At 59.1% G+C, this 20,599-nt stretch carries 18 protein-coding genes; 6 read left to right on the top strand and 12 right to left on the bottom strand.

Annotated elements, in window-relative coordinates; genetic code table 11:
* Window positions 1-136: 136 nt before the first annotated feature.
* The 4 genes from PspS49_RS18795 to PspS49_RS18780 form a co-directional block, all read right to left on the bottom strand.
* Complete coding sequence (locus tag PspS49_RS18795) at window positions 137-514, bottom strand: type II toxin-antitoxin system VapC family toxin (protein WP_008083738.1); 378 nt, start codon at window positions 512-514, stop codon at window positions 137-139.
* Window positions 511-849: a type II toxin-antitoxin system prevent-host-death family antitoxin gene (locus PspS49_RS18790; RefSeq protein ID WP_224790125.1), complete on the bottom strand. Its 339-nt coding sequence runs from the start codon at window positions 847-849 to the stop codon at window positions 511-513. The genes PspS49_RS18795 and PspS49_RS18790 overlap by 4 nt, the downstream gene beginning before the upstream one ends.
* 257 nt (window positions 850-1,106) lie before the next feature.
* Window positions 1,107-2,513, bottom strand: a complete 1,407-nt coding sequence (locus tag PspS49_RS18785) for a heavy metal sensor histidine kinase (protein ID WP_160040978.1) — start codon at window positions 2,511-2,513, stop codon at window positions 1,107-1,109.
* Window positions 2,510-3,184, bottom strand: coding sequence for a heavy metal response regulator transcription factor (locus PspS49_RS18780; protein WP_095048087.1), 675 nt, complete (start codon window positions 3,182-3,184; stop codon window positions 2,510-2,512). The genes PspS49_RS18785 and PspS49_RS18780 overlap by 4 nt, the downstream gene beginning before the upstream one ends.
* Before the next feature lie 443 nt (window positions 3,185-3,627).
* On the opposite strand from PspS49_RS18780, the gene PspS49_RS18775 reads away from it, so the two are divergent.
* The 6 genes from PspS49_RS18775 to PspS49_RS18750 all read left to right on the top strand — a co-directional run bounded on the left by PspS49_RS18775 (window position 3,628) and on the right by PspS49_RS18750 (window position 10,873).
* Complete coding sequence (locus tag PspS49_RS18775) at window positions 3,628-4,875, top strand: TolC family protein (protein ID WP_160040976.1); 1,248 nt, start codon at window positions 3,628-3,630, stop codon at window positions 4,873-4,875.
* Window positions 4,876-4,924: 49 nt separating this feature from the next.
* Window positions 4,925-6,118 (top strand): efflux RND transporter periplasmic adaptor subunit, encoded by a 1,194-nt coding sequence (locus PspS49_RS18770; protein WP_160040974.1) that lies wholly within the window; start codon window positions 4,925-4,927, stop codon window positions 6,116-6,118.
* A gap of 14 nt (window positions 6,119-6,132) precedes the next feature.
* Window positions 6,133-9,282 (top strand): CusA/CzcA family heavy metal efflux RND transporter, encoded by a 3,150-nt coding sequence (locus PspS49_RS18765; protein WP_160040972.1) that lies wholly within the window; start codon window positions 6,133-6,135, stop codon window positions 9,280-9,282.
* 223 nt (window positions 9,283-9,505) lie between these two features.
* The gene (locus tag PspS49_RS18760; RefSeq protein ID WP_127928954.1) at window positions 9,506-9,709 is read left to right on the top strand and encodes a co-regulatory protein PtrA N-terminal domain-containing protein; all 204 of its coding nucleotides are present in this window, start codon (window positions 9,506-9,508) and stop codon (window positions 9,707-9,709) included.
* A 79-nt stretch (window positions 9,710-9,788) separates the two neighbouring features.
* Window positions 9,789-10,121 (top strand): DUF2790 domain-containing protein, encoded by a 333-nt coding sequence (locus tag PspS49_RS18755; protein WP_127928953.1) that lies wholly within the window; start codon window positions 9,789-9,791, stop codon window positions 10,119-10,121.
* A 371-nt stretch (window positions 10,122-10,492) separates the two neighbouring features.
* Window positions 10,493-10,873, top strand: a complete 381-nt coding sequence (locus tag PspS49_RS18750) for a DUF6124 family protein (RefSeq protein WP_160040970.1) — start codon at window positions 10,493-10,495, stop codon at window positions 10,871-10,873.
* 289 nt (window positions 10,874-11,162) lie between these two features.
* Here the strand turns inward: PspS49_RS18750 and PspS49_RS18745 are convergent, their stop codons facing one another.
* The 8 genes from PspS49_RS18745 to nuoI all read right to left on the bottom strand — a co-directional run bounded on the left by PspS49_RS18745 (window position 11,163) and on the right by nuoI (window position 20,591).
* Window positions 11,163-12,374, bottom strand: a complete 1,212-nt coding sequence (locus tag PspS49_RS18745; protein WP_160040968.1) for an acyltransferase — start codon at window positions 12,372-12,374, stop codon at window positions 11,163-11,165.
* Between the two features lie 179 nt (window positions 12,375-12,553).
* Window positions 12,554-13,879, bottom strand: coding sequence for an OprD family porin (locus PspS49_RS18740; RefSeq protein ID WP_160040966.1), 1,326 nt, complete (start codon window positions 13,877-13,879; stop codon window positions 12,554-12,556).
* A 448-nt stretch (window positions 13,880-14,327) separates the two neighbouring features.
* A complete protein-coding gene (gene nuoN / locus PspS49_RS18735; protein ID WP_007920173.1) occupies window positions 14,328-15,791 on the bottom strand; it encodes an NADH-quinone oxidoreductase subunit NuoN in 1,464 nt (487 codons plus the stop codon).
* A 7-nt stretch (window positions 15,792-15,798) separates the two neighbouring features.
* The gene (gene nuoM / locus PspS49_RS18730; RefSeq protein WP_016986254.1) at window positions 15,799-17,331 is read right to left on the bottom strand and encodes an NADH-quinone oxidoreductase subunit M; all 1,533 of its coding nucleotides are present in this window, start codon (window positions 17,329-17,331) and stop codon (window positions 15,799-15,801) included.
* Between the two features lie 39 nt (window positions 17,332-17,370).
* Window positions 17,371-19,224 (bottom strand): NADH-quinone oxidoreductase subunit L, encoded by a 1,854-nt coding sequence (gene nuoL / locus PspS49_RS18725; RefSeq protein ID WP_038362640.1) that lies wholly within the window; start codon window positions 19,222-19,224, stop codon window positions 17,371-17,373.
* Window positions 19,221-19,529: an NADH-quinone oxidoreductase subunit NuoK gene (gene nuoK / locus PspS49_RS18720; protein WP_003223790.1), complete on the bottom strand. Its 309-nt coding sequence runs from the start codon at window positions 19,527-19,529 to the stop codon at window positions 19,221-19,223. The genes nuoL and nuoK overlap by 4 nt, the downstream gene beginning before the upstream one ends.
* A 3-nt stretch (window positions 19,530-19,532) precedes the next feature.
* Window positions 19,533-20,033, bottom strand: coding sequence for an NADH-quinone oxidoreductase subunit J (nuoJ, locus tag PspS49_RS18715; RefSeq protein ID WP_007920176.1), 501 nt, complete (start codon window positions 20,031-20,033; stop codon window positions 19,533-19,535).
* A 9-nt stretch (window positions 20,034-20,042) separates the two neighbouring features.
* Window positions 20,043-20,591 (bottom strand): NADH-quinone oxidoreductase subunit NuoI, encoded by a 549-nt coding sequence (nuoI, locus tag PspS49_RS18710; RefSeq protein WP_007920177.1) that lies wholly within the window; start codon window positions 20,589-20,591, stop codon window positions 20,043-20,045.
* Between the last annotated feature and the right edge of the window lie 8 nt (window positions 20,592-20,599).

Below are 20,599 nucleotides of genomic sequence, written 5' to 3'. Positions count from 1 at the left end.
AGGCGTACGCATCGCTTGTGAACGACACAAAAACCTGTAGGAGTGAGCCTGCTCGCGATAGCGGTGTGTCAGACGAAAAAGATATCGACTGACCCGCCGCCAGCATTGATGTGTGCCGGTACTGGATGTGTCTTGATCAGACCAGAACAGCCAGATCTGTGTAACGAGCAACCAAAGCATCAGCCGTGAGTAACTTCATCGGTTCGGTCATTGCTGTGGCCACGATAATGCGGTCAAACGGATCGCGATGATGGTGCTCAAGATCCTTCACGGCGATGGCGTGCTCTGCAGTCACTGGCAGTTCGATAAAGCCACTGTCGAGACAATATTGGCGGACTTCTTCCAGATCAACATTCAGCTTGCCGAGCCCGACCTTGATTGCCATTTCCCAGAAAGTGGCGGCGCTGATGTAGATTTCGGCGGCGTTCTCAATCAATTTTCTGGCTTTGCCGGACAATCTGGCGTCATCACTGAGCGTCCAGAGCAAAATATGCGTGTCGAGCAGAAGCCTCATGCTTGAGTGCCCTCAAATGTATCAAGCATGTCATCGGGCAATGGTGAGTCGAAATCGTCGGGCAACACCAGTTTGCCTTTCATTGCGCCAATACGCTGAGCGCTGGGTTTTCCTACGGGAACGAGGCGAGCCATCGCCCGCCCATGCTTGGCAATCGTGATGACTTGGCCAGCAGCGGCATCATCGACGAGTTTGGATAAATTGTTTTTGGCTTCAGCCAGCGGAACGATGATCATCAGCTCACCCCTGTATTCTGGACAAATATAGCCAGAATATTTCAACGCTGCCAAACCATAGACTTCCTCAGCCCATTCGCAAACGATATCCCTGTTCATTTTTAGCCTCTCGTCGGTATTCCATCTGCCAAGGCCTCCACCATAGAGCTATCTACTCAAAACTGGCTGTAGGACAAAACGGAGGTTGCGGCGAGAGCTTTCGGCGTTTGTGTGGGGACGGGAGCAAATCGGTAAAAAATCGTACAAAAATATCGACCGACACGATGTCCGAAAATCTATGTAGGAGCTGCCGTAGGCTGCGATCTTTTGATCTTGATTTAAAAACAAGAGCAAAAGATCGCAGCCTGCGGCAGCTCCTACACGGATGATTCGGGGGTGGGGAAGCCCAGCCGGAACACGGTCATCGCCCCCGGCAAGCTCTTTACCTCCGCCACACCCTGATGCAGGCTCATGATCGAGCGTACGATTGCCAAGCCCAACCCGGTGCTGCCCTGCGACCTGGAGCGGCTGCTGTCGACGCGGTAGAAGCGGTCGAACAGATACGGCAGATGCTGCGCCTCAATCCCGGCACCGGGGTTGCTGACCAGCAGCGACGCCTGCGCTGCACTCTGCTCAATCAGCAACGTCACGGTTTTTCCGTTCGGGCAATGACGCAACGCGTTGGACAGCAGATTGGAAATCGCTCGCTGAATCATCAACCGGTCGCCCAGCACCGAGGCACTGCCAAGCACATTCAAATGAATATCCTTGTCCTGCGCCGACAACGAAAACATCTCCGCGACCTTCGCCACTTCAACCTCCAGCGCCACCGTTTCAAACGGCGCCAGCGCCGACGGATGACTCACCTGCGCGAGAAACAACATGTCCGAGACAATCCGCGCCACGCGCTCCAGCTCCTCGGTGCACGACACCAGCACATCCTTGTATTCCTCAACCGAGCGCTCGCGCGACAGCGTGACCTGCGCCTTGCCCATCAGATTGTTGATCGGTGTGCGCAGTTCATGCGCCAGATCATCGGAAAACTGCGACAACTGCTGCACCCCGGCATCCAGCCGATGCAGCATGAAGTTGATGCCTTGCGCCAGTTCACTCAACTCCTGCGGCATGTTCACCACGGACAATCGATGTTCCAGGTCCTGGGTCGAGACCATCGCCGCCACTTTGCGAAATTCGCGCAGCGGTGCCAACCCACGCTGCACCGCGCCCCAGGCCGTCAGGCCGATGAATACCAGCAGCAACGGCAAGGCAATCAGCGTCGAGCGCAGGTAGGCGCTGAGCAAAGCCTGATCGTGGGCGTTGTCCATCGACAGCAGCACCGGCACGCTGCTGCCGTCCTTGAGACGAATCAGCTTCGAAGCGGTGAGGAATTTCGCGCCTTCAGCATCCAGGCTGTCGGAATACGCCAGTTGATCAGTGCTCGCGCGCACTGCTTTCAATTCAACCCGTGGATCAGTCAGACCGCTACCGGATTTGAGCAGCGGCGAGCGCAGGTTCAAACGGTCATAAATCGTCAAAGTCAGGTTGTCATGGCCCATGACCTGATCGAGCAGGATGTGCGGTTTACCGCTGATTTCATTGGCATCGATGTACAGCGACAGGCTGTGCTCCACCTGCGCCATCTTCTTTTCCAGGCTGTCCCGAGATAGCGCGTTCAGTTCATGGGTCAGAGCGAAATAGGCGAGGATCGCCAGAAACACCACCAGCAGCGCGCCGAGAATACTCACCGTCAAACCGAGGCGCATCGACAGGCTGGAGGGCTTCATTCCCGCGCCTCCAGCACATAGCCGACACCGCGCAGGGTGTGGATCAGTTTGCTGTCGAACGGGTCGTCGATCTTCGCCCGCAAACGGCGGATCGACACCTCGACCACATTAGTGTCGCAGTCGAAATTCATGTCCCACACCAGCGAGATAATTTGTGTGCGCGTCAGCACTTCGCCGGACTGGCGCATCAGCAGGTGCAGCAGGGCGAATTCCTTGGTGGTCAGGTCGATACGCTGTTGCCCGCGAAACGCGCGATGGCGGCCCGGATCGAGTTCCAGATCGGCCACTTTCAACACCTGCGGCACCGGGATGTTTTCGCTACGGCGCATCAATGTGCGCACCCGCGCCAGCAGTTCGGGAAACTCGAACGGCTTGACCAGATAATCATCGGCGCCCAGATCAAGGCCACGAATCTTGTCGGCCAGACGCCCGCGCGCGGTGAGCATCATCACCCGCGTCGAATGGGTGCGACGCAACTGTTCCAGCACACCCCAGCCGTCGAGTTCCGGCAGGTTCACGTCGAGAATGATCAGGTCATAGGCCTGCTGTTGCGCCAGATGCAAACCATCGGCGCCAGTGGCGGCGTGGTCAACGACATAACCACTTTCGGTCAAACCCTGATGCAAGTATTCGGCAGCTTTAAGCTCGTCCTCGACGACAAGGATTCGCATGATCTATCACCACTTTTATTTAATGGATATTTAATTAAGGTGGCCGGGAAAGTTATTGTTTTTGTAGGGGCTTCCGGATGGCGTTGTCTGTCTTGCAAGTAATCTCCTACAGGGATTTCTCACTGCGCAGGCGTGCACGGTAAAGGCTGAAGTGGCTACAGAGTCAACGCGTGATGGCTTTAAATCGGCCACTCGCGACAGTCTGTCGCAGCAGAAAAGCCAAAACCTGCGTGGCTTTGATCCCGGCAAGTGCTGTTCAGCGGATAACTACGGTGTATTTGTTTCGATGTATTACGGCAATGCCCTTTGCACTTCGCATCCTAGAGCAAAACAACTTCTGCAAACCGTGGATAACGGATTTGTAATGTTTCAGTCACCTTGTCGATAAGTTCAAAACCCTACCGTGGCGGCATCAAAGATTCTTCAATAAAGGAAGTCTTCCATTGCCCGGTTTAATTGAACGGACGGCGCGATCACGCCTGCAAAAAGCCGTCAGCGGCATGCTCTTGTTGGCCAGTGCGAGCCTGGCCAGTGCCTCGACCCTGACTCTCGATCAAGCCCTGCAAAGTGCCTTCGCCGGCAACCCGGAACTGGCCGCTGCGCAATGGGAAATCGGCATCGCCGAAGGTGACCGCCAACAGGCCGGCCTGATCCCCAACCCCGAAGTGTCGTGGGAAGCCGAAGACACTCGCCGCGATTCGCGCACGACCACGGTAATGCTCAGTCAGCCGATCGAACTGGGCGGCAAACGCGGCGCACGGATCGACGTCGCCAGCCGTGCGCAAGATGCCGCCGGGATTGAACTGGAGCGCAAACGCAATGCCTTGCGTGCCGATGTAATTCAGGCGTTCAACAGCGCGCAAACCGCGCAGCAACGTTTGCAGCTGTCCCGGCAATCCCTGCAATTGGCCGAGCACGGTTTGCGGGTGGCGCAAGGACGGATCGAGGCGGGTAAATCGTCGCCGGTCGAAGGCACGCGGGCGCAAGTGCAGCTCTCGGAAGTGCGCCTGGAGCTGAGCCGCGCCGAACGCGATCAGGCCAATGCCTATCAGCAGTTGGCGCAAGTCATGGGCACACCGTTGCCGACATCGACCAAGGTGCAGGCACCCACGCAAAGCATGCCGGCCGTTCCTCCACCGACAAGATTGCTCGAGCGTCTGAACGAGACCGCCGAGCTGCGTCTGGCCAAGTTGCAGATCGATCAGCGCGAAGCGTCATTGGGCCTGGAAAAGTCCCAGCGCATTCCTGATCTCACCGTGAGCATCGGCAGCCAGTACAGCGAAACCGAGCGCGAGCGGGTCAACGTGGTCGGGCTGTCGATGCCGATTCCGTTGTTCAACCGCAATCAGGGCAACGTGCTCGCCGCCGCTCGCCGAACCGATCAGGCGCGGGATCTGCGCAACGCCACCGAGCTGCGTTTGCGCACCGAAATCCAGACCAGCCTCGAGCAATGGCAGACCGCCAACGGCGAAGTCACCGCGTTCAACCAGACCATCCTGCCCGCCGCGCAAAGTGCGGTCGACAGCGCCACGCGCGGGTTCGAAATGGGCAAGTTCGGCTTCCTAGATGTGCTCGATGCGCAACGCACGTTGATCAGCGCCCGCAGCCAGTACATCCAGGCCGTCAGCGAAGCGACCGACGCCCGCGTACGCATCGAACGGATCTTCGGCGACCTCAGCGTCCGCCCTTGAATTTCACTTTTCAGACAACTGCGCGCAGGCACGGCGCAGAGGAGTTTCCATGGATAAAAAACTGATGGTGGTCGCGGTGGCGACATTGGCACTGGGTATTGGTATCGGTTCGATGTGGCCGGGCAATGCAAGCATCGATGCCCACGCCGATGAGGCTGCCGAACATGCCGATCACGCTGAAGAAGGCGCAGCCGCGGACGGCGAACATGGCGAAGAAGGGCACATCGAATTGAGTGCCGAGCAAATCACTGCCGCCGGCATTCAACTGGCCGAAGCAAAGCCGCAAAACATCAGCCGCGGCCTGCCATTCCCCGGCGAAGTGCGCTTCGACGAAGACCGCACCGCCCACGTCGTGCCGCGCGTGCCGGGCGTGGTCGAGGCGGTGGCGGTCAACCTCGGGCAAACGGTGAAAAAGGGCCAGTTGCTGGCGGTGATCGCCAGTCAGCAGATCTCTGATCAACGCAGCGAACAAGCCGCCGCGCAACGTCGTTTGGCCTTGGCGCGTACCACCTACGAGCGCGAGAAAAAACTCTGGCAGGACAAAATCTCCGCCGAGCAGGATTTCCTCCAGGCGCGCCAAGCACTGCAAGAGGCTGAAATTGCTGTGAGCAATGCGCGGCAAAAGATCAGCGTACTCAGCGGCAGCGTGGTCGCCACCGGCGGCAATCGCTACGAATTGCGCGCACCGTTCGACGGCGTGGTGGTGGAAAAACACCTGACGCCGGGCGAGGTGGTCGATGAAACCACCGCGGCATTCACGCTCTCGGATCTGTCGCGAGTATGGGTCACTTTCGGCGTTTCACCGAAGGATCTGAACAAGGTTCAAGTAGGCAAAACGGTCACCGTCAGCGCCCCGGAATTGAACGCGGAAGTCACCGGTAGCGTGGCTTACGTTGGCAGTTTGCTCGGCGAACAGACGCGCACCGCAACCGTACGCGTGACGCTGGAAAACCCGCAAGGCGCATGGCGCCCCGGTCTGTTCGTCACCGCGCTGGTGGCTACCGACAGCCGCGAAGCGAGAGTCGCCGTGCCGGAATCCGCGATCCAGACCGTCGAGGACAAACCCACGGTTTTCGTGCGTACCGACGATGGCTTCGAAGCCCGCGCGGTTGAGCTGGGCAGTCGCGCCGCCGGCCACGTGGAAATCACCCAAGGCCTGGAAACGGGCGCGCAAGTCGCCAGCGCTGGCAGCTTCGTCCTCAAGTCGGAGCTGGGCAAAGCCTCAGCCGAGCACAGCCACTGATCTGGAAGACTCCCATGTTCGAACGCCTGATCCAGTTTGCCATCGAGCAGCGCATCATCGTGCTGCTCGCCGTTCTGCTCATGGCCGGCCTCGGCATCGCCAGTTATCAAAAGCTGCCGATCGACGCCGTGCCCGACATCACCAACGTCCAGGTGCAGATCAACACCGGCGCCGCCGGGTTCTCGCCACTGGAAACCGAGCAGCGCATCACCTTTCCGATTGAAACCGCGATGGCCGGTTTGCCGGCACTTGAACAGACACGTTCGCTGTCGCGCTCCGGCCTGTCGCAGGTCACGGTGATTTTCAAGGACGGCACCGACCTGTTCTTCGCCCGCCAATTGGTCAACGAGCGTCTGCAGATCGCCAAGGAGCAATTGCCCGAGGGCGCGGAAGCGCTGATGGGGCCGATTTCCACCGGCCTCGGCGAGATCTTTTTATGGACCGTGGAAGCCAAGGAGGGCGCGCTCAAGGACGACGGCACAGCCTACACGCCGACCGATCTGCGGGTGATTCAGGACTGGATCATCAAGCCGCAATTGCGCAACGTGCCCGGTGTCGCCGAGATCAACACCATCGGCGGTTTCGCCAAGGAATATCAGATCGCGCCGGACCCGAAACGGCTGGCCGCGTACAAGCTGACGCTGACCGATCTGGTCACCGCGCTCGAGCGTAACAACGCCAACGTCGGCGCCGGTTACATCGAGCGCAGCGGCGAGCAATTGCTGATCCGAGCGCCGGGCCAGGTGGCGAGCACCGAGGACATCGCCAACATCGTCATGGCCAATGTCGACGGCACACCGATTCGGGTGAAAAACGTCGCCACCGTGGAAATCGGTCGCGAGTTGCGCAGCGGTGCGGCCACGGAAAACGGTCGTGAAGTGGTGCTCGGCACCGTGTTCATGCTGATCGGCGAGAACAGCCGCACCGTCTCGCAAGCGGTGGCCAGCAAGCTGGAACAGATCAACAAGTCTTTGCCCCAAGGCGTGATCGCCGTGCCGGTGTACGACCGCACGCACCTGGTCGACAAAGCCATCGCCACGGTGAAAAAGAACCTCATCGAAGGCGCGATTCTGGTCATCGCGATTCTGTTCCTGTTCCTCGGCAACATTCGCGCGGCACTGATTACCGCGATGGTGATTCCGCTGTCGATGCTGTTCACTTTCACCGGGATGTTCAGCAACAAGGTCAGCGCCAACCTTATGAGCCTCGGTGCGCTGGACTTCGGCATCATCGTCGACGGCGCGGTGGTCATCGTCGAAAACACCCTGCGTCGCTTGGCTCATGCGCAGCAGCATCACGGGCGTTTGTTGACCCGTGCCGAGCGTTTCAAGGAGGTGTTCGCGGCGGCGAAGGAAGCGCGGCGACCGCTGATTTTTGGGCAGTTGATCATCATGGTCGTCTATCTGCCGATTTTCGCGCTCAGCGGCGTCGAAGGGAAAATGTTCCACCCGATGGCGTTCACGGTGGTCATCGCTTTGCTTGGCGCGATGTTGCTTTCCGTGACCTTTGTGCCGGCGGCGATTGCGTTGTTCGTAACCGGCAAGGTCAAGGAAGAAGAGGGCGCGGTGATGCGCGGCGCACGTCGCGTTTATGCGCCGGCGCTGGCCTGGGTGATGAGTCATCGTACTGTCGCGGTGGGCGCTGCTTTGGGTGTGATTGTGCTCAGCGGTGTGCTCACCAGCCGCATGGGCAGCGAATTTGTGCCGAGCCTCAGCGAAGGCGATTTCGCCTTGCAGGCGCTGCGCGTGCCGGGCACCAGCCTGACGCAATCGGTGGACATGCAGCAGCGCCTGGAGACATTGATTCTGGCGAAGGTGCCGGAAGTCGAGCGCGTCTTTGCCCGTACCGGCACCGCTGAAATCGCGTCCGATCCGATGCCGCCGAATATCTCCGACAGTTACGTGATGCTCAAACCGAAAGATCAGTGGCCAGACCCGGGCAAGTCCCGCGAAACCCTGATGGCGGAACTGCAAGCCGCCGCCGCGACGCTGCCGGGCAGCAACTATGAACTGTCGCAGCCGATTCAACTGCGCTTCAACGAACTGATCTCCGGGGTGCGCAGTGATGTCGCGGTGAAGGTGTTCGGTGATGACATGGACGTGCTCAATGCCACGGCGGCGAAGATTGCTGCGGCGATGCAGAAGGTCAAAGGCGCATCCGAGGTCAAGGTTGAGCAGACCACCGGGCTGCCGGTGCTGACCATCAACATTGATCGCGACAAGGCTGCGCGATATGGGCTGAATGTCGGTGATGTGCAGGACACCATCGCGGTCGCGGTGGGCGGGCGGCAGGCCGGGACGTTGTATGAGGGCGATCGGCGTTTCGACATGGTTGTGCGTTTGTCCGATGCCATGCGCAAGGACATCGATGGGCTGTCGGCGTTGCTGATTCCGGTGCCTGCGGTCAATAGTACGGCGAATCAGATCGGTTTCATTGCGCTGCAAGAAGTCGCCAGTCTGGATATGGTGCTCGGGCCGAATCAGGTCAGCCGCGAGAACGGCAAGCGTCTGGTGATCGTCAGCGCCAACGTGCGCGGGCGTGATATCGGCTCGTTCGTCAGCGAGGCCGGCGAAGTGATCGAACGTGACGTGCAGGTTCCGGCCGGTTACTGGACCAGTTGGGGCGGCCAGTTCGAGCAACTGCAATCGGCGGCCAAGCGCTTGCAGATTGTCGTGCCGGTGGCGCTGCTGTTGGTGTTCGGATTGCTGTTCATGATGTTCAACAATCTCAAGGATGGCTTGCTGGTGTTTACCGGGATTCCGTTTGCCTTGACCGGTGGGGTCATGGCGCTGTGGCTGCGCGATATTCCGCTGTCGATTTCGGCGGGTGTCGGGTTTATCGCGTTGTCCGGTGTCGCGGTGTTGAACGGCTTGGTGATGATTGCCTTCATTCGCAATTTGCGCGAGGAGGGGCGTTCGCTGTCCGATGCCATTCACGAAGGTGCGCTGACGCGTTTGCGGCCGGTGTTGATGACGGCGTTGGTGGCGTCTCTGGGTTTCATTCCCATGGCGCTTGCGACCGGCACAGGCGCGGAGGTGCAGCGGCCACTGGCGACCGTGGTGATCGGCGGAATCCTGTCCTCGACGATCCTCACGCTGCTGATCTTGCCGGCGCTCTACCAACTCGCCCATCGCCGGGATGAAGACGCGGTTCCAGCTAAATAGGTAATCCCCTCTGTAGGAGTGAGCCTGCTCGCGATAGCGGTCTATCAGTCAGATCTACATTGACTGACCCACCGCTATCGCGAGCAGGCTCACTCCTACAGGTTTTGTGTTCGACCTCAGAAGTGTGTCCGGGAGATAACGGATATGTAATTTCCCCGCCACCGTGACGATAGGTTCGGATTGTTACCTTGATCCCGTCAGTTACTTAAACGAGGAATCAAAGATGAAAATCGTACAGATGGGTACTTTTGTTGTGGCGTTGGCGATCTCTTCCGTGGCCTTGGCCGAAGGCGGTGGCGACCGCACATTCGAGCGGATGATGACCAACAACGACCGTTCCATGGAGCTCTTCGTCGCCAAGGAAAAAGCCGCCGGCAACCCGGTGGTCGTCAACGACAAGAAAGATGACAAGACCCGCGATCTGTAAGCCTGCTGCATCTGAACAAGCCCGTTATCGCGCATCGATGCCGGGCTTTTTTTCAAGCCCGGACGGGAAGGAAATGGATATGAAAGTACTCAAGTTGATCGCATTCGCCGCTGTCATGGCGATGTCTGTGAATGTGCTGGCTGAAGGTGGCGGTGACCGGACCTTTGAACGCGCGCTCAGCGCCAACAGCAAAGCCATGGAACAGTACGCCGCCAACCAGGGCAAAGCGCCGCCGGTGGTGAAGGATTACGCATATGGCATGAAGCTGGACGTGGTCAAAGTGGTGAGCGTGGTGAAGCCACAAGCTGCGTGCAATGTCGTGCCCACCGCGATGACCTACGAGGATTCCAAAGGTCAGCTCAACACCATCAAGTACAACGTGATGGGCGTGTGTCGTAACGGCGGCAGCTGAATCTATGGGGGCCAATGTTCAATATCACGATGCGTATTTCAATTCGTGATGTTTAAAGGTTGTGTGGGAAGTGCGGAACCTTCCCACAATGTTTTCAGGTTGTCCGTCGGACGTCAGCTCTCTAGCCTGTACGGGTCGCTGCCAATTCAGCGATCGGGATTGGAACCCCGGAGAACGTGTCAGCGCCAAAGCGTCTTTCATGACGTATGCTTGCTCACCTTCATGGTGTGCAGTCTGTTATGGCGGCTGTGCGCGGGAGACTTTCGAGTCTGCCGGGTTTCTCCGTTCCCCGGGTTCCAACCTGCGTACAGCTGCCACCCCTTCGCGTGGAACCGAATGGATCAGCTTCAACGTTATGAAGGAGAAATATCATGAAAAAGCCAACACCCAATCCCCCCGAAACAGACGCAATCCCGGACGCCAACTCAACATCCCCCTACGCCTCCGTCGACACCCGAAAACTCCACGAAGCCGCCGACCGCGCCCTCGATTTCTACCTCAAACCCTCAGCCGCCATCATGTCCGCGCCATACATCCCCAACCAGATGTTCCTGGTCAATCCCAAAGCCGATACCGAATCATTACTGGCCAACGCCAGCGAATCGCTGTCTTCTGCCACAGTGATGCTCGGTGACTTCGCGGCGATGCTGGAAGGCACCCATCGCAAGACCCTGCTGGGTATCGCGCAGGTCGTCATGCTCGGCGAACTGGCGGTTAACAAAGCACTGGATAACGTAGATCCAAACGCGTAGTTATCAATGGCCAGTTTTTAGCCGTTGTTTTTGCGTTGACCTCAAAATCCTGCCCCCTCACCCCAGCCCTCTCCCCCGAGGGGGGCGAGGGGGAAAGGGAGCAGATCTTCAAGCCCTTCAAAATCAGAGTACGCCTAGGTTCTTCGGGTCGATGTATCTTCGACAACCAACTCGGTCAGTCCCCTCTACCTCTGGGAGAGGGCTAGGGTGAGGGCCGGGCCTGAACCTGGAAAACATAACCACTGCACAACGCCGAGCAAAAAAAGGCGCCCGAAGGACGCCAATAGATTCATCTCTTACCAAAGGAGCAAGGCGCTTCTAAAGGTGAATTTGCATCAACCGCAACGGCCGGCACGGGCGCGGCCTCATGGTTCAGTTTGCGTCGGGCAACCTCTGCGCCGCGCAGACGCAGCGGCGTTTCGATAAAGCGGTAATTGAGTTCACTCAAGATCACCAGCACAACCACCGACGTGACGATCAGCTCAAGGGTAAAACGCCCATCCAGCGGCACGCCCTGACTGGCGGCTACGCGCGTCCAGATTTCGGTGCTCAGGTGATTGGTAAACACGTGGATCACGTACAGGCCATACGACCGCGAGCCGAGCCACTGCATGAAACCGCGCATGAACTGCGGGCAATAGATGTAGCCTTTCTGGTAACTCGCCAGCCAGACAATCACGACCGCGATGATCGCGACCATGCCCACGGCAATCGGCAGAGCAATCAGTTGTATGGCCACGGCGCCGAGCATGTAGAGCAGAAACAGCGTGCACAGCAGCGGCTTGAATGGCCCCTGAGCCAATCCGAGCGGTTCTATCTGCTGATAGAGGCGGCTACGTGTGAACAGGCACAGGAGAATTCCCCAGAGCATGGCGTCGAGGCGGAAGTTGGTGAGCATGGTGCTGGCCGGGGTACCGAACGGGTTACGGTCCAGACCGAACTGCAAGGCAATCAGCGCGAACAGGGCAATGACCCGCCAGCGCGGCGCCGTGATAAACAACAGAAAAAACGGCAAGACGAAGTAGAACTGCTCCTCAAGCGCCAGACTCCAGTAGTGCGGGCTGGAAGCCAATAGTGAGCCGTAACCATGTGCCAGGTTTGCGCTGAAGGTCGCAACAGCGGTGAAGCTGCGCAGGTTGTCGAACCATGAACCGAAGGCGTTCGACTGGTTGAAAACGAGAGAGAAGCACAGCGGTATGAGCATCCACAGCCAGGCTGTGGGCAAGAGACGGTAGGCGCGCCGCAACCAGAAACACGCGGCGGCCAGACCAAACTGACCCTGCGCGCGGTGCTTGTCGAAGTAGTCCAGATAAGCCTTGCTCACCACGAAACCGGAAATGCAGAAGAACAGGTCCACCCCGGTCCACGGCATGAAAATCGAGAACATCCTCAGCAGCGTGTCGGTATGGAACGGCAGCATCATGGTGACATGGCTGAAAAAGGTCAGGCCGACGGCCGCGCCTCGCAGGTACTCGATTTCCAGGTTCTTGCGGCTACTCATCGGTCCCTCGTTATTCTTGTTGTTCAGCGCAGGTGAAGATGGCAGGTGGCCGGCGCTGCGGTCAAGCCAACGATGGCTTTGTGCAGAGCAAAAAAAAGCGCCCCGAAGGACGCCAAAAGATTCACCTCTTACCAAAGGAGCAAGGAGCTTCTAAAGGTGAATTTGCATCGACCATGCAGTCAGAGAATGGTCAGTGGGTACTCGACAATCACTCGCACTTCCTCCAGGTCCGACTCGAACGCCGTGGCGCGGGTGGTGGCCTGGCGCAGGCGCAGCGAGAGGTCTTTCATCGAACCGCTCTGCACCACGTATTTGACTTCCACATCGCGCTCCCAGCGCTTCTGATCGGTCAGCGGATTACCCTCGGCATCGCGGCGCATGTACACGGCGTTGGCGTTGGAATAATCGGCGTCGGTGCCGCGCGCGTAACGGGTCATGAACGACAAACCCGGCACGCCATAAGTGCTCATGTCGAGGTCATAACGCACCATCCACGAACGTTCTTTCGGCGAGTTGAAGTCGCTGTACTGGATGGAGTTGTCGAGGAAGATCGAGTCGGACTGGCGCAGGTAATCGAAGTCGTCATTACCGTTGTTGCGCTGGTGGGAGAGGGCGACGGAGTGGGCACCAAGCTTGACGCCAACGCGGCCGCTCCAGATGTTGTTGTCGAACTCGCCGAGCAGTTGTTTGCCCTCATCGACGGCTTTGTAATAGTTCAAACCACCGAACAGCGACAGGTCTTCGGACAGCGGATAGGTCCAGGCGGTGCCTGCGTAGTACTGATTCCACGCATCCTTGAGACGGCTGGAATACACGCTGAAACTGAGATTTTTGTTCAGCACGTAATCGCCGCCACCATAAGCGATCCACGGCGAGTTGACCGGGCCTGCGTAGAACGTCGCGAAGTTCTCGCGCATGTCGCTGGACACCGGTTGGCTCATCGCGTGCAATCGACCGCCCTGCACCGACAAACCTTCAATGCTGGTGTTGGTCGCCGTCACCCCGCGAAAACTTTCCGGCAGCAAGCGCGAGTCGCCCGCCGCGACCATCGGGTTGGCCGGGAACACATCACCGACCTTGACCACCGTATCGAACGCCCGGATTTTCGCAGCGCCGCCGACCTTGGTGTATTCGTCCCGCGCCTCGCCGTCGCTGTTGACCGGCATCACATCAAACGAACTGCGCCCACCGTTGCGGCCGTCACCGGTGTCGAGTTTCAGCCCGATCATCGCAAACGCATCGACACCGACCCCGACGGTGCCTTGGGTGAAACCGGATTCGAACTTGCTGATCACTGCATGCGCCCAAGCCTCGGAGTAACCGTTGCCGGTTGGGCTGGACTGGTCGTTGCGATGATCACGATTGAAGTAGAAGTTGCGGTTGAGCACTGTCAGGCTGCTGCCTTCGACAAAGCCTTCAGGCTTGTCTTCAGCAAACACCGTGGACGGCCCGGCGCCGACCACCACCGCTAAAGCGGCCATCGATATTTTTGTAGGGTTAACCATCAAACACTCCTTGGGTTCGGCAGAACGGGAACGTGCTTCGGCGTGGGTTTTATTGTTCGACGGGGCAGGGCCCGCCGGCATTGGTCGCCGGGTGACATCGTTGCAAGCTGCGGATAACGCCAAGGTGATGAGGGAATTACAATTTCGTCATGTGGTTATATGAATTGAGTGAACGCCACACAAACCTGTGGGAGCGAGCTTGCTCCGGGCGGCGTTCCGACGAAAGCGGAGTGTCAGCCAATCAAGATGTTAAAAGTGCCTACGCCTTCGCGAGCAGGCTCGCTCCCACAATGGTTTTTGGGTGTGCCCGGAGTTTGTGAGCGACGCACAAACCTGGGGAGGCGGGCGCGCCTGCGATGAGGCCAGCGCAAGTGTTCAAGATGTTAAATCCCGCAAAAACAAAAACGGCACCCGAAGGTGCCGTTTTCATTTCTAGCCAGCCAAGCAATCAGCCCGCCAGACCCGCCTGCTGAACCAGAGTCAGCAATGGCTGCGGGTACACACCCAGGAAGAACGCGACCAGGGCGATGGCCAGCAGCATTACGCCGCCTGCCTTCTGTTCCCAGTGCAGCTGGGCGTCGTGGCGACGCAGGTTTGGCTCGATCAGGTACAGGGTGACCATCACGCGCAGGTAGTAGAAGACGCCGATGGCGCTGCCCAGTACCAAGGAGCCGACCAGCCACCATTGGTGCGATTCAACACCGGTAGCGATGATGTAGAACTTGCCGATGAAGCCTGCGGTCAGCGGGATACCCGCCAGCGACAGCATCATCACGGTCAGCACGGCGGTCAGGTACGGGCGGCGCCAGAACAGGCCGCGGTATTCGTACAGGGCATCCGCGTCACGGCCGTTGTACGGCGAGGACATCAGGGTGATCACGCCGAAGGCGCCGAGGCTGGTGATTACATAAGTCACCAGGTACACGCCGATGGCTTCCACCGCCAGCCCCTTGCTCGCCACCAGTGCGATCAGCAGATAGCCGAAGTGCGCGATGGACGAGTAACCGAGCAGACGCTTGAGGTTGCTCTGGGTCAGGGCCAGCAGGTTACCGAACAGGATCGAGGCGATGGCGATAACGGTCAGCACGTCGCTCAGTACGCCACTGCTCGCAGCAGGGGAGATCTGGAACAGACGCACCATCACCGCAAACACCGCAACCTTGGAAGCGGTCGCGAGGAATGCCGCCACCGGTGCCGGAGCACCTTCGTAGACGTCCGGCGTCCACAGGTGGAACGGTACCAGCGACAGCTTGAACGCCAGACCGATCAGCATCATGCCCAGGCCCAGTTGTGCCAGCGAGCTAGGCAGGCCGGTTGCAGCCAGTGCCTGACCGATACCGACGAAGCTCAGCGAACCCGAGTCGGCGTAGAGCAGCGCCATACCGAACAACAGGAACGCGGAACCGGCGGCCGACAGCACCATGTACTTGATGCCGGCTTCCAGCGAACGCTTGTTGAAGAAGGCGTAAGCCACCAGACCGTAGACCGGTACCGAGAGCAGTTCCAGACCGATGAACAAACCGGCCAGGTGCTGCGCGCTGACCAGAACCAGACCACCGGCGGCGGCCATCAGGATCAGCAGGTACAGTTCTTCACGGTTGCCCGGGTAGCCCGAGCCGCCATCACCCAGATAGGCGTGGGCGAGGGTGACGCAGGCGAGGGTGGCGACCAGGATCAGCGCCATGTACAGGCAAGCGAAGGTGTCGATCTGCAGCAATGGGGTCACGGCCAGAGGCGCGACTTTCAGGGCTGGCAGGATCGACAGCAAGGCCAGGTTCAGACCGGCGACCGAGATCAGGAAGGTCTGCGAGTGGTTGCGGCGCCAGGCGATTGCCAGCATCACCACGATAATGGTGAGGCTGGTGATCAACAGTGGCGCAAGCGCAATAAAGTGTTGAATCGTGAATTCCATAGCGCTCTTACCGGGCCGAAGCGAGTTGAGTGAAGGCGGTGCCGAGCCACTGCTGCACGCCATGCATCGTGGCGGCAGAAGTATCGAGGAACGGTTGCGGGTAGACGCCGAGGTAAACCAGCAGCACCGCAAGGCCCAGCACCATGATCAGTTCGCGAGCGTCCATACCGTGCAGGATCGAATCCGATTTCGACGGACCGAAGTAGGCACGGTGGATCATGATCAGCGAGTAGACCGAACCGAACACCAGACCGGAAGTGGCAATCGCAGTGATCCATGGCCAGCTTGCGAAGGAGCCGATCAGGATCAGGAACTCACCGACGAAGTTACCGGTACCCGGCAGACCCAAGGACGCGGCTGCAAAGAACAGGCTGATCGCCGGCAGGTAAGCGATACGCGACCACAGACCGCCCATCTCACGCATGTCACGAGTGTGCAGACGCTCGTACAACTGACCGCTGAGGATAAACAGTGCCGCCGCCGACACACCGTGCGCCAACATCTGGATCACTGCACCTTGCAGCGCCAGTTGGCTGCCGGAATAGATGCCGATCAACACGAAACCCATGTGGGAAACGGACGAGAAGGCAATCAGACGCTTGATGTCGGTTTGTGCGAAAGCGAGGAACGCGCCGTAGAAGATCCCGATCAGACCGAGGGTCATGGCGATCGGCGCAAACTCGGCCGAAGCATTCGGGAACAGCGGCAGAGCGAAACGCAGCAGACCGTAGGCAGCGGTTTTCAGCAAGATACCGGCGAGGTCGACGGAACCGGCGGTCGGCGCCTGGGCGTGGGCATCAGGCAACCACGAGTGGAACGGTACGACCGGCAGCTTGACCGCGAAGGCGATGAAGAAGCCGAGCATCAGGATGTACTCGGTGGTCATCGACATCTTGGTTTTCAACAGGTCGGCGTAGTTGAAAGTAATCACGCCAGTGTTGTTGAAGTTGACCAGCACCAGACCGAGGATCGCCACCAGCATGATCAGGCCGGAAGCCTGAGTGAAGATGAAGAACTTGGTTGCCGCGTAGATCCGGGTTTTCTTGCCGTCCGAAGAACTGTGACCCCAGAGCGCGATGAGGAAGTACATCGGCACCAGCATCATTTCCCAGAAGAAGAAGAACATGAACAGGTCGAGGGCGAGGAACACGCCGACAACGCCGCCCAGGATCCACATCAGGTTCAGGTGGAAGAAGCCAACGTGACGTTGAATCTCTTTCCACGAGCAGAGTACCGAGAGGATACCCAGCAGACCGGTCAGCAGGATCATCAACAGCGACAGACCGTCGAGGGCCAGGTGCACGTTGATGCCGAAGCGCTGGATCCAGACATGCTTGAACTCAAGCGCCCAGGTCGGATCGGCGCCAGGCGCCGGCGCAAATGAATAGTCACCGTGGGCCCACAGCCAGAGGCCGAGGGCGAGTTCCAGGGTCATGGTCAACAGCGCAATCCAGCGCGGGAGGGTAGCGCCGAAGCGCTCACCCATCCAGCACAGCAGGCCGCCGATGAAGGGGATCAGGATTAGCCAAGGCAGAATCATGACGGGCTCGTTTCCTTTCGCAAATTCGCAAGGTTCATATCAGACCGCTACCAGCACGATGGCGCCGATCACCAGCACGGCACCAGCAGCCATCGAAGCAGCGTACCAACGCAGTTGACCGGTCTCGGTGCGGCTCAGGGCGGTGTGACCCCCCTTGGCCATACGCGGGATCAGACCGATGGTCTGGTCGAGCGGGTCTTTGCGCAGTACGTGGCTGATCGCAAGGTAAGGCTTGACGAACAGTTTGTCGTAGATCCAGTCGAAGCCCCAGGCAGCGAACCACCAGGCCGAAAGGAAACGGCCGATGCCGCTGTTGGCGATCGCCGTGACGAAACGACGCTTGCCGAGGAACAGCAGCGCTGCCAGCAGGATACCGGCCAGGGCGATGGCGCCCGACGCGATTTCCAGACTGTGCTTGGCTTCGCCGCCAGCATGGCCAACGCTTTCTGGCAGTACGCCGTGCAGTGGCGGAACGATCATCGCGCCGATGGCGGTGGACAATACGATCAGCACCGACAATGGCAGCCAGTGAGCGATGCCGTGACCGGCGTGGGCTTCAGTCTTGGCTTCACCGTGGAACGTGATGAAGATCAGGCGGAAGGTGTACAGCGACGTCATGAACGCGCCGACCAGACCTGCGTAGAGCAGACCGTGGTTGCCGCTGGCGAACGCTTCCCAAAGGATTTCGTCCTTGGAGTAGAAGCCGGCGGTGACCAGTGGCAGAGCGGCGAGGGCAGCACCACCAACGATGAAGCTGGCATAGGCCAGTGGCAGTTTTTTCCACAGACCGCCCATCTTGAAGATGTTCTGCTCGTGGTGGCAGGCAACAATCACCGCACCGGAAGCAAGGAACAGCAGGGCCTTGAAGAAGGCGTGGGTCATCAGGTGGAAAATCGCGCCATCCCATGCACCAACGCCCAGCGCCAGGAACATGTAGCCGATCTGGCTCATGGTCGAGTAGGCGAGGATACGTTTGATGTCGGTTTGTACCAGTGCGGCGAAACCGGCCAGTACCAGGGTCACACCACCAACGATGCCGACCAGGTGGAGGATTTCCGGCGCCAGGGTGAACAGACCGTGGGTACGGGCGATCAGGTAGACACCGGCAGTAACCATCGTCGCGGCGTGGATCAGTGCCGACACCGGAGTCGGGCCAGCCATCGCATCCGCGAGCCAGGTTTGCAGCGGCAGTTGTGCCGATTTACCGACCGCACCACCCAGCAGCATCAGAGTCGCCAGGGTGATCCAGAAGTCGCCGACCTGGAATTTCTGCGGTGCCAGCACCAGCAGTTCCTGGATGTTCAACGTGCCCACTTGCTGGAACAGGATGAACAGGCCGATGGCCATGAACACGTCGCCGATCCGGGTCACGATGAAGGCCTTGAGTGCGGCGTTACCGTTGTTGCGGTTGCTGTAGTAGAAACCGATCAACAGGTACGAGCACAGGCCCACGCCTTCCCAGCCGAAGTACAGGAACAACAGGTTATCGCCGAGCACCAGGAACAGCATGCTGGCGATAAACAGGTTGGTGTACGAGAAGAAACGCGAGTAACCCGCTTCGCCGCGCATGTACCAGGACGCGAACAGGTGGATCAGGAAACCCACGCCCACCACCACGCCGAGCATGGTGATCGACAGGCCGTCGACGTAGAGGGCGAAGTCAGGCTTGAAGCCTTCGACCGCCATCCACTTCCACAGTACCAGCGTGTAGTGACCGCCTTCGGGTGGTGCGACGTTGAATTGCCAGATGACGTAGGCGGCGACGATCGCCGACAAGCCAATGGAACCCACGCCGATCAGCGCCGAGAGGTTTTCCGACCAGCGTCCACGTGAGAACGACAGGAGCAGGAAACCGATCAGAGGGAATACGAAAGTCAGAAAGATAAGATTCATCCGCGCATCTCACTGGCAGCGTCGATATCGAGCGTGTGGAAGCGGCGATACAGTTGCAGCAGGATCGCCAGACCAATACTGGCCTCGGCGGCTGCAAGGCTGATCACCAGGATGAACATGATCTGTCCATCCGGCTGGCCCCAACGGGCGCCTGCAACAATGAACGCCAGTGCAGAGGCGTTCATCATCACTTCCAGACTCATCAACACGAACAAAATGTTGCGGCGGACCATCAGGCCGACCAGACCAAGGCAGAACAGGATGCCGGCAACCGCCAGACCATGTTCGAGAGGGATAGCAGGCATGTCTTACTCCTTCGCCTCGTTACGGCCCAAATGGAACGCCGTGACGGCTGCGGCGAGCAGCAGCATCGAGGCGAGTTCGACCACCAGCAGGTACGGACCGAACAGGCTGATGCCCACGGCTTTCGCGTCTACGGTGGTGTGGCCGATGGCCTGACCGCTCTGGTGAGCGAACAGCACATACAGCAGTTCGGCCAGCAGCAGCGCGGCGAGTATCACCGGGCCAGCCCAGATACCTGGCTTGAGCCAGACGCGTTCTTGCTGAACCGAGGCCGGGCCGAGGTTCAGCATCATCACCACAAACACGAACAGCACCATGATGGCGCCGGCGTAAGCGATCACTTCCAGCACGCCGGCGAACGGTGCGCCGAGTGCGAAGAAGGTCATGGCCACGGCGATCAACGAGATGATCAGGTAGAGCAGGGCGTGCACAGGGTTGGTGTTGGTGACTACGCGAAGCGTGGACACAACAGCGATACCCGATGCGAAATAGAAAGCGAATTCCATCGTTCTTCCTTAAGGCAGCAAGCTCTTCACGTTGATCGGTTCGGCTTCGTTCTGCGCGGAGCCTTTCGGCTTGCCAGCGATTGCCATACCTGCAACACGATAGAAGTTGTAATCAGGGTTTTTGCCGGGGCCGGAGATCAACAGATCTTCTTTCTCGTACACCAGGTCCTGACGTTTGAACTCGGCCATCTCGAAATCCGGTGTCAGCTGGATTGCGGTGGTCGGACAGGCTTCCTCGCAGAGACCGCAGAAAATGCAGCGCGAGAAGTTGATACGGAAGAAGTCCGGGTACCAGCGACCGTCTTCGGTTTCAGCTTTCTGCAGCGAGATGCAACCCACCGGGCAAGCCACGGCGCAGAGGTTGCAGGCTACGCAGCGCTCTTCGCCATCGGGGTCACGGGTCAGGACGATACGACCACGGTAGCGTGGTGGCAGGTAGACCGCTTCTTCCGGGTATTGCAGGGTGTCGCGCTTGCGAAAGCCATGGCCGAAGACCATGACCAGGCTGCGCAACTGGGTACCAGTACCCTTAACGATGTCGCCAATATATTTGAACATGGGTCAAA

Origin of the sequence: Pseudomonas sp. S49 (genome assembly GCF_009866785.1) — a bacterium.
Classification (GTDB): domain Bacteria; phylum Pseudomonadota; class Gammaproteobacteria; order Pseudomonadales; family Pseudomonadaceae; genus Aquipseudomonas.
Note: the sequence above shows the minus strand (reverse complement) of the source record. Positions and strands in the feature narration are given on the sequence as shown.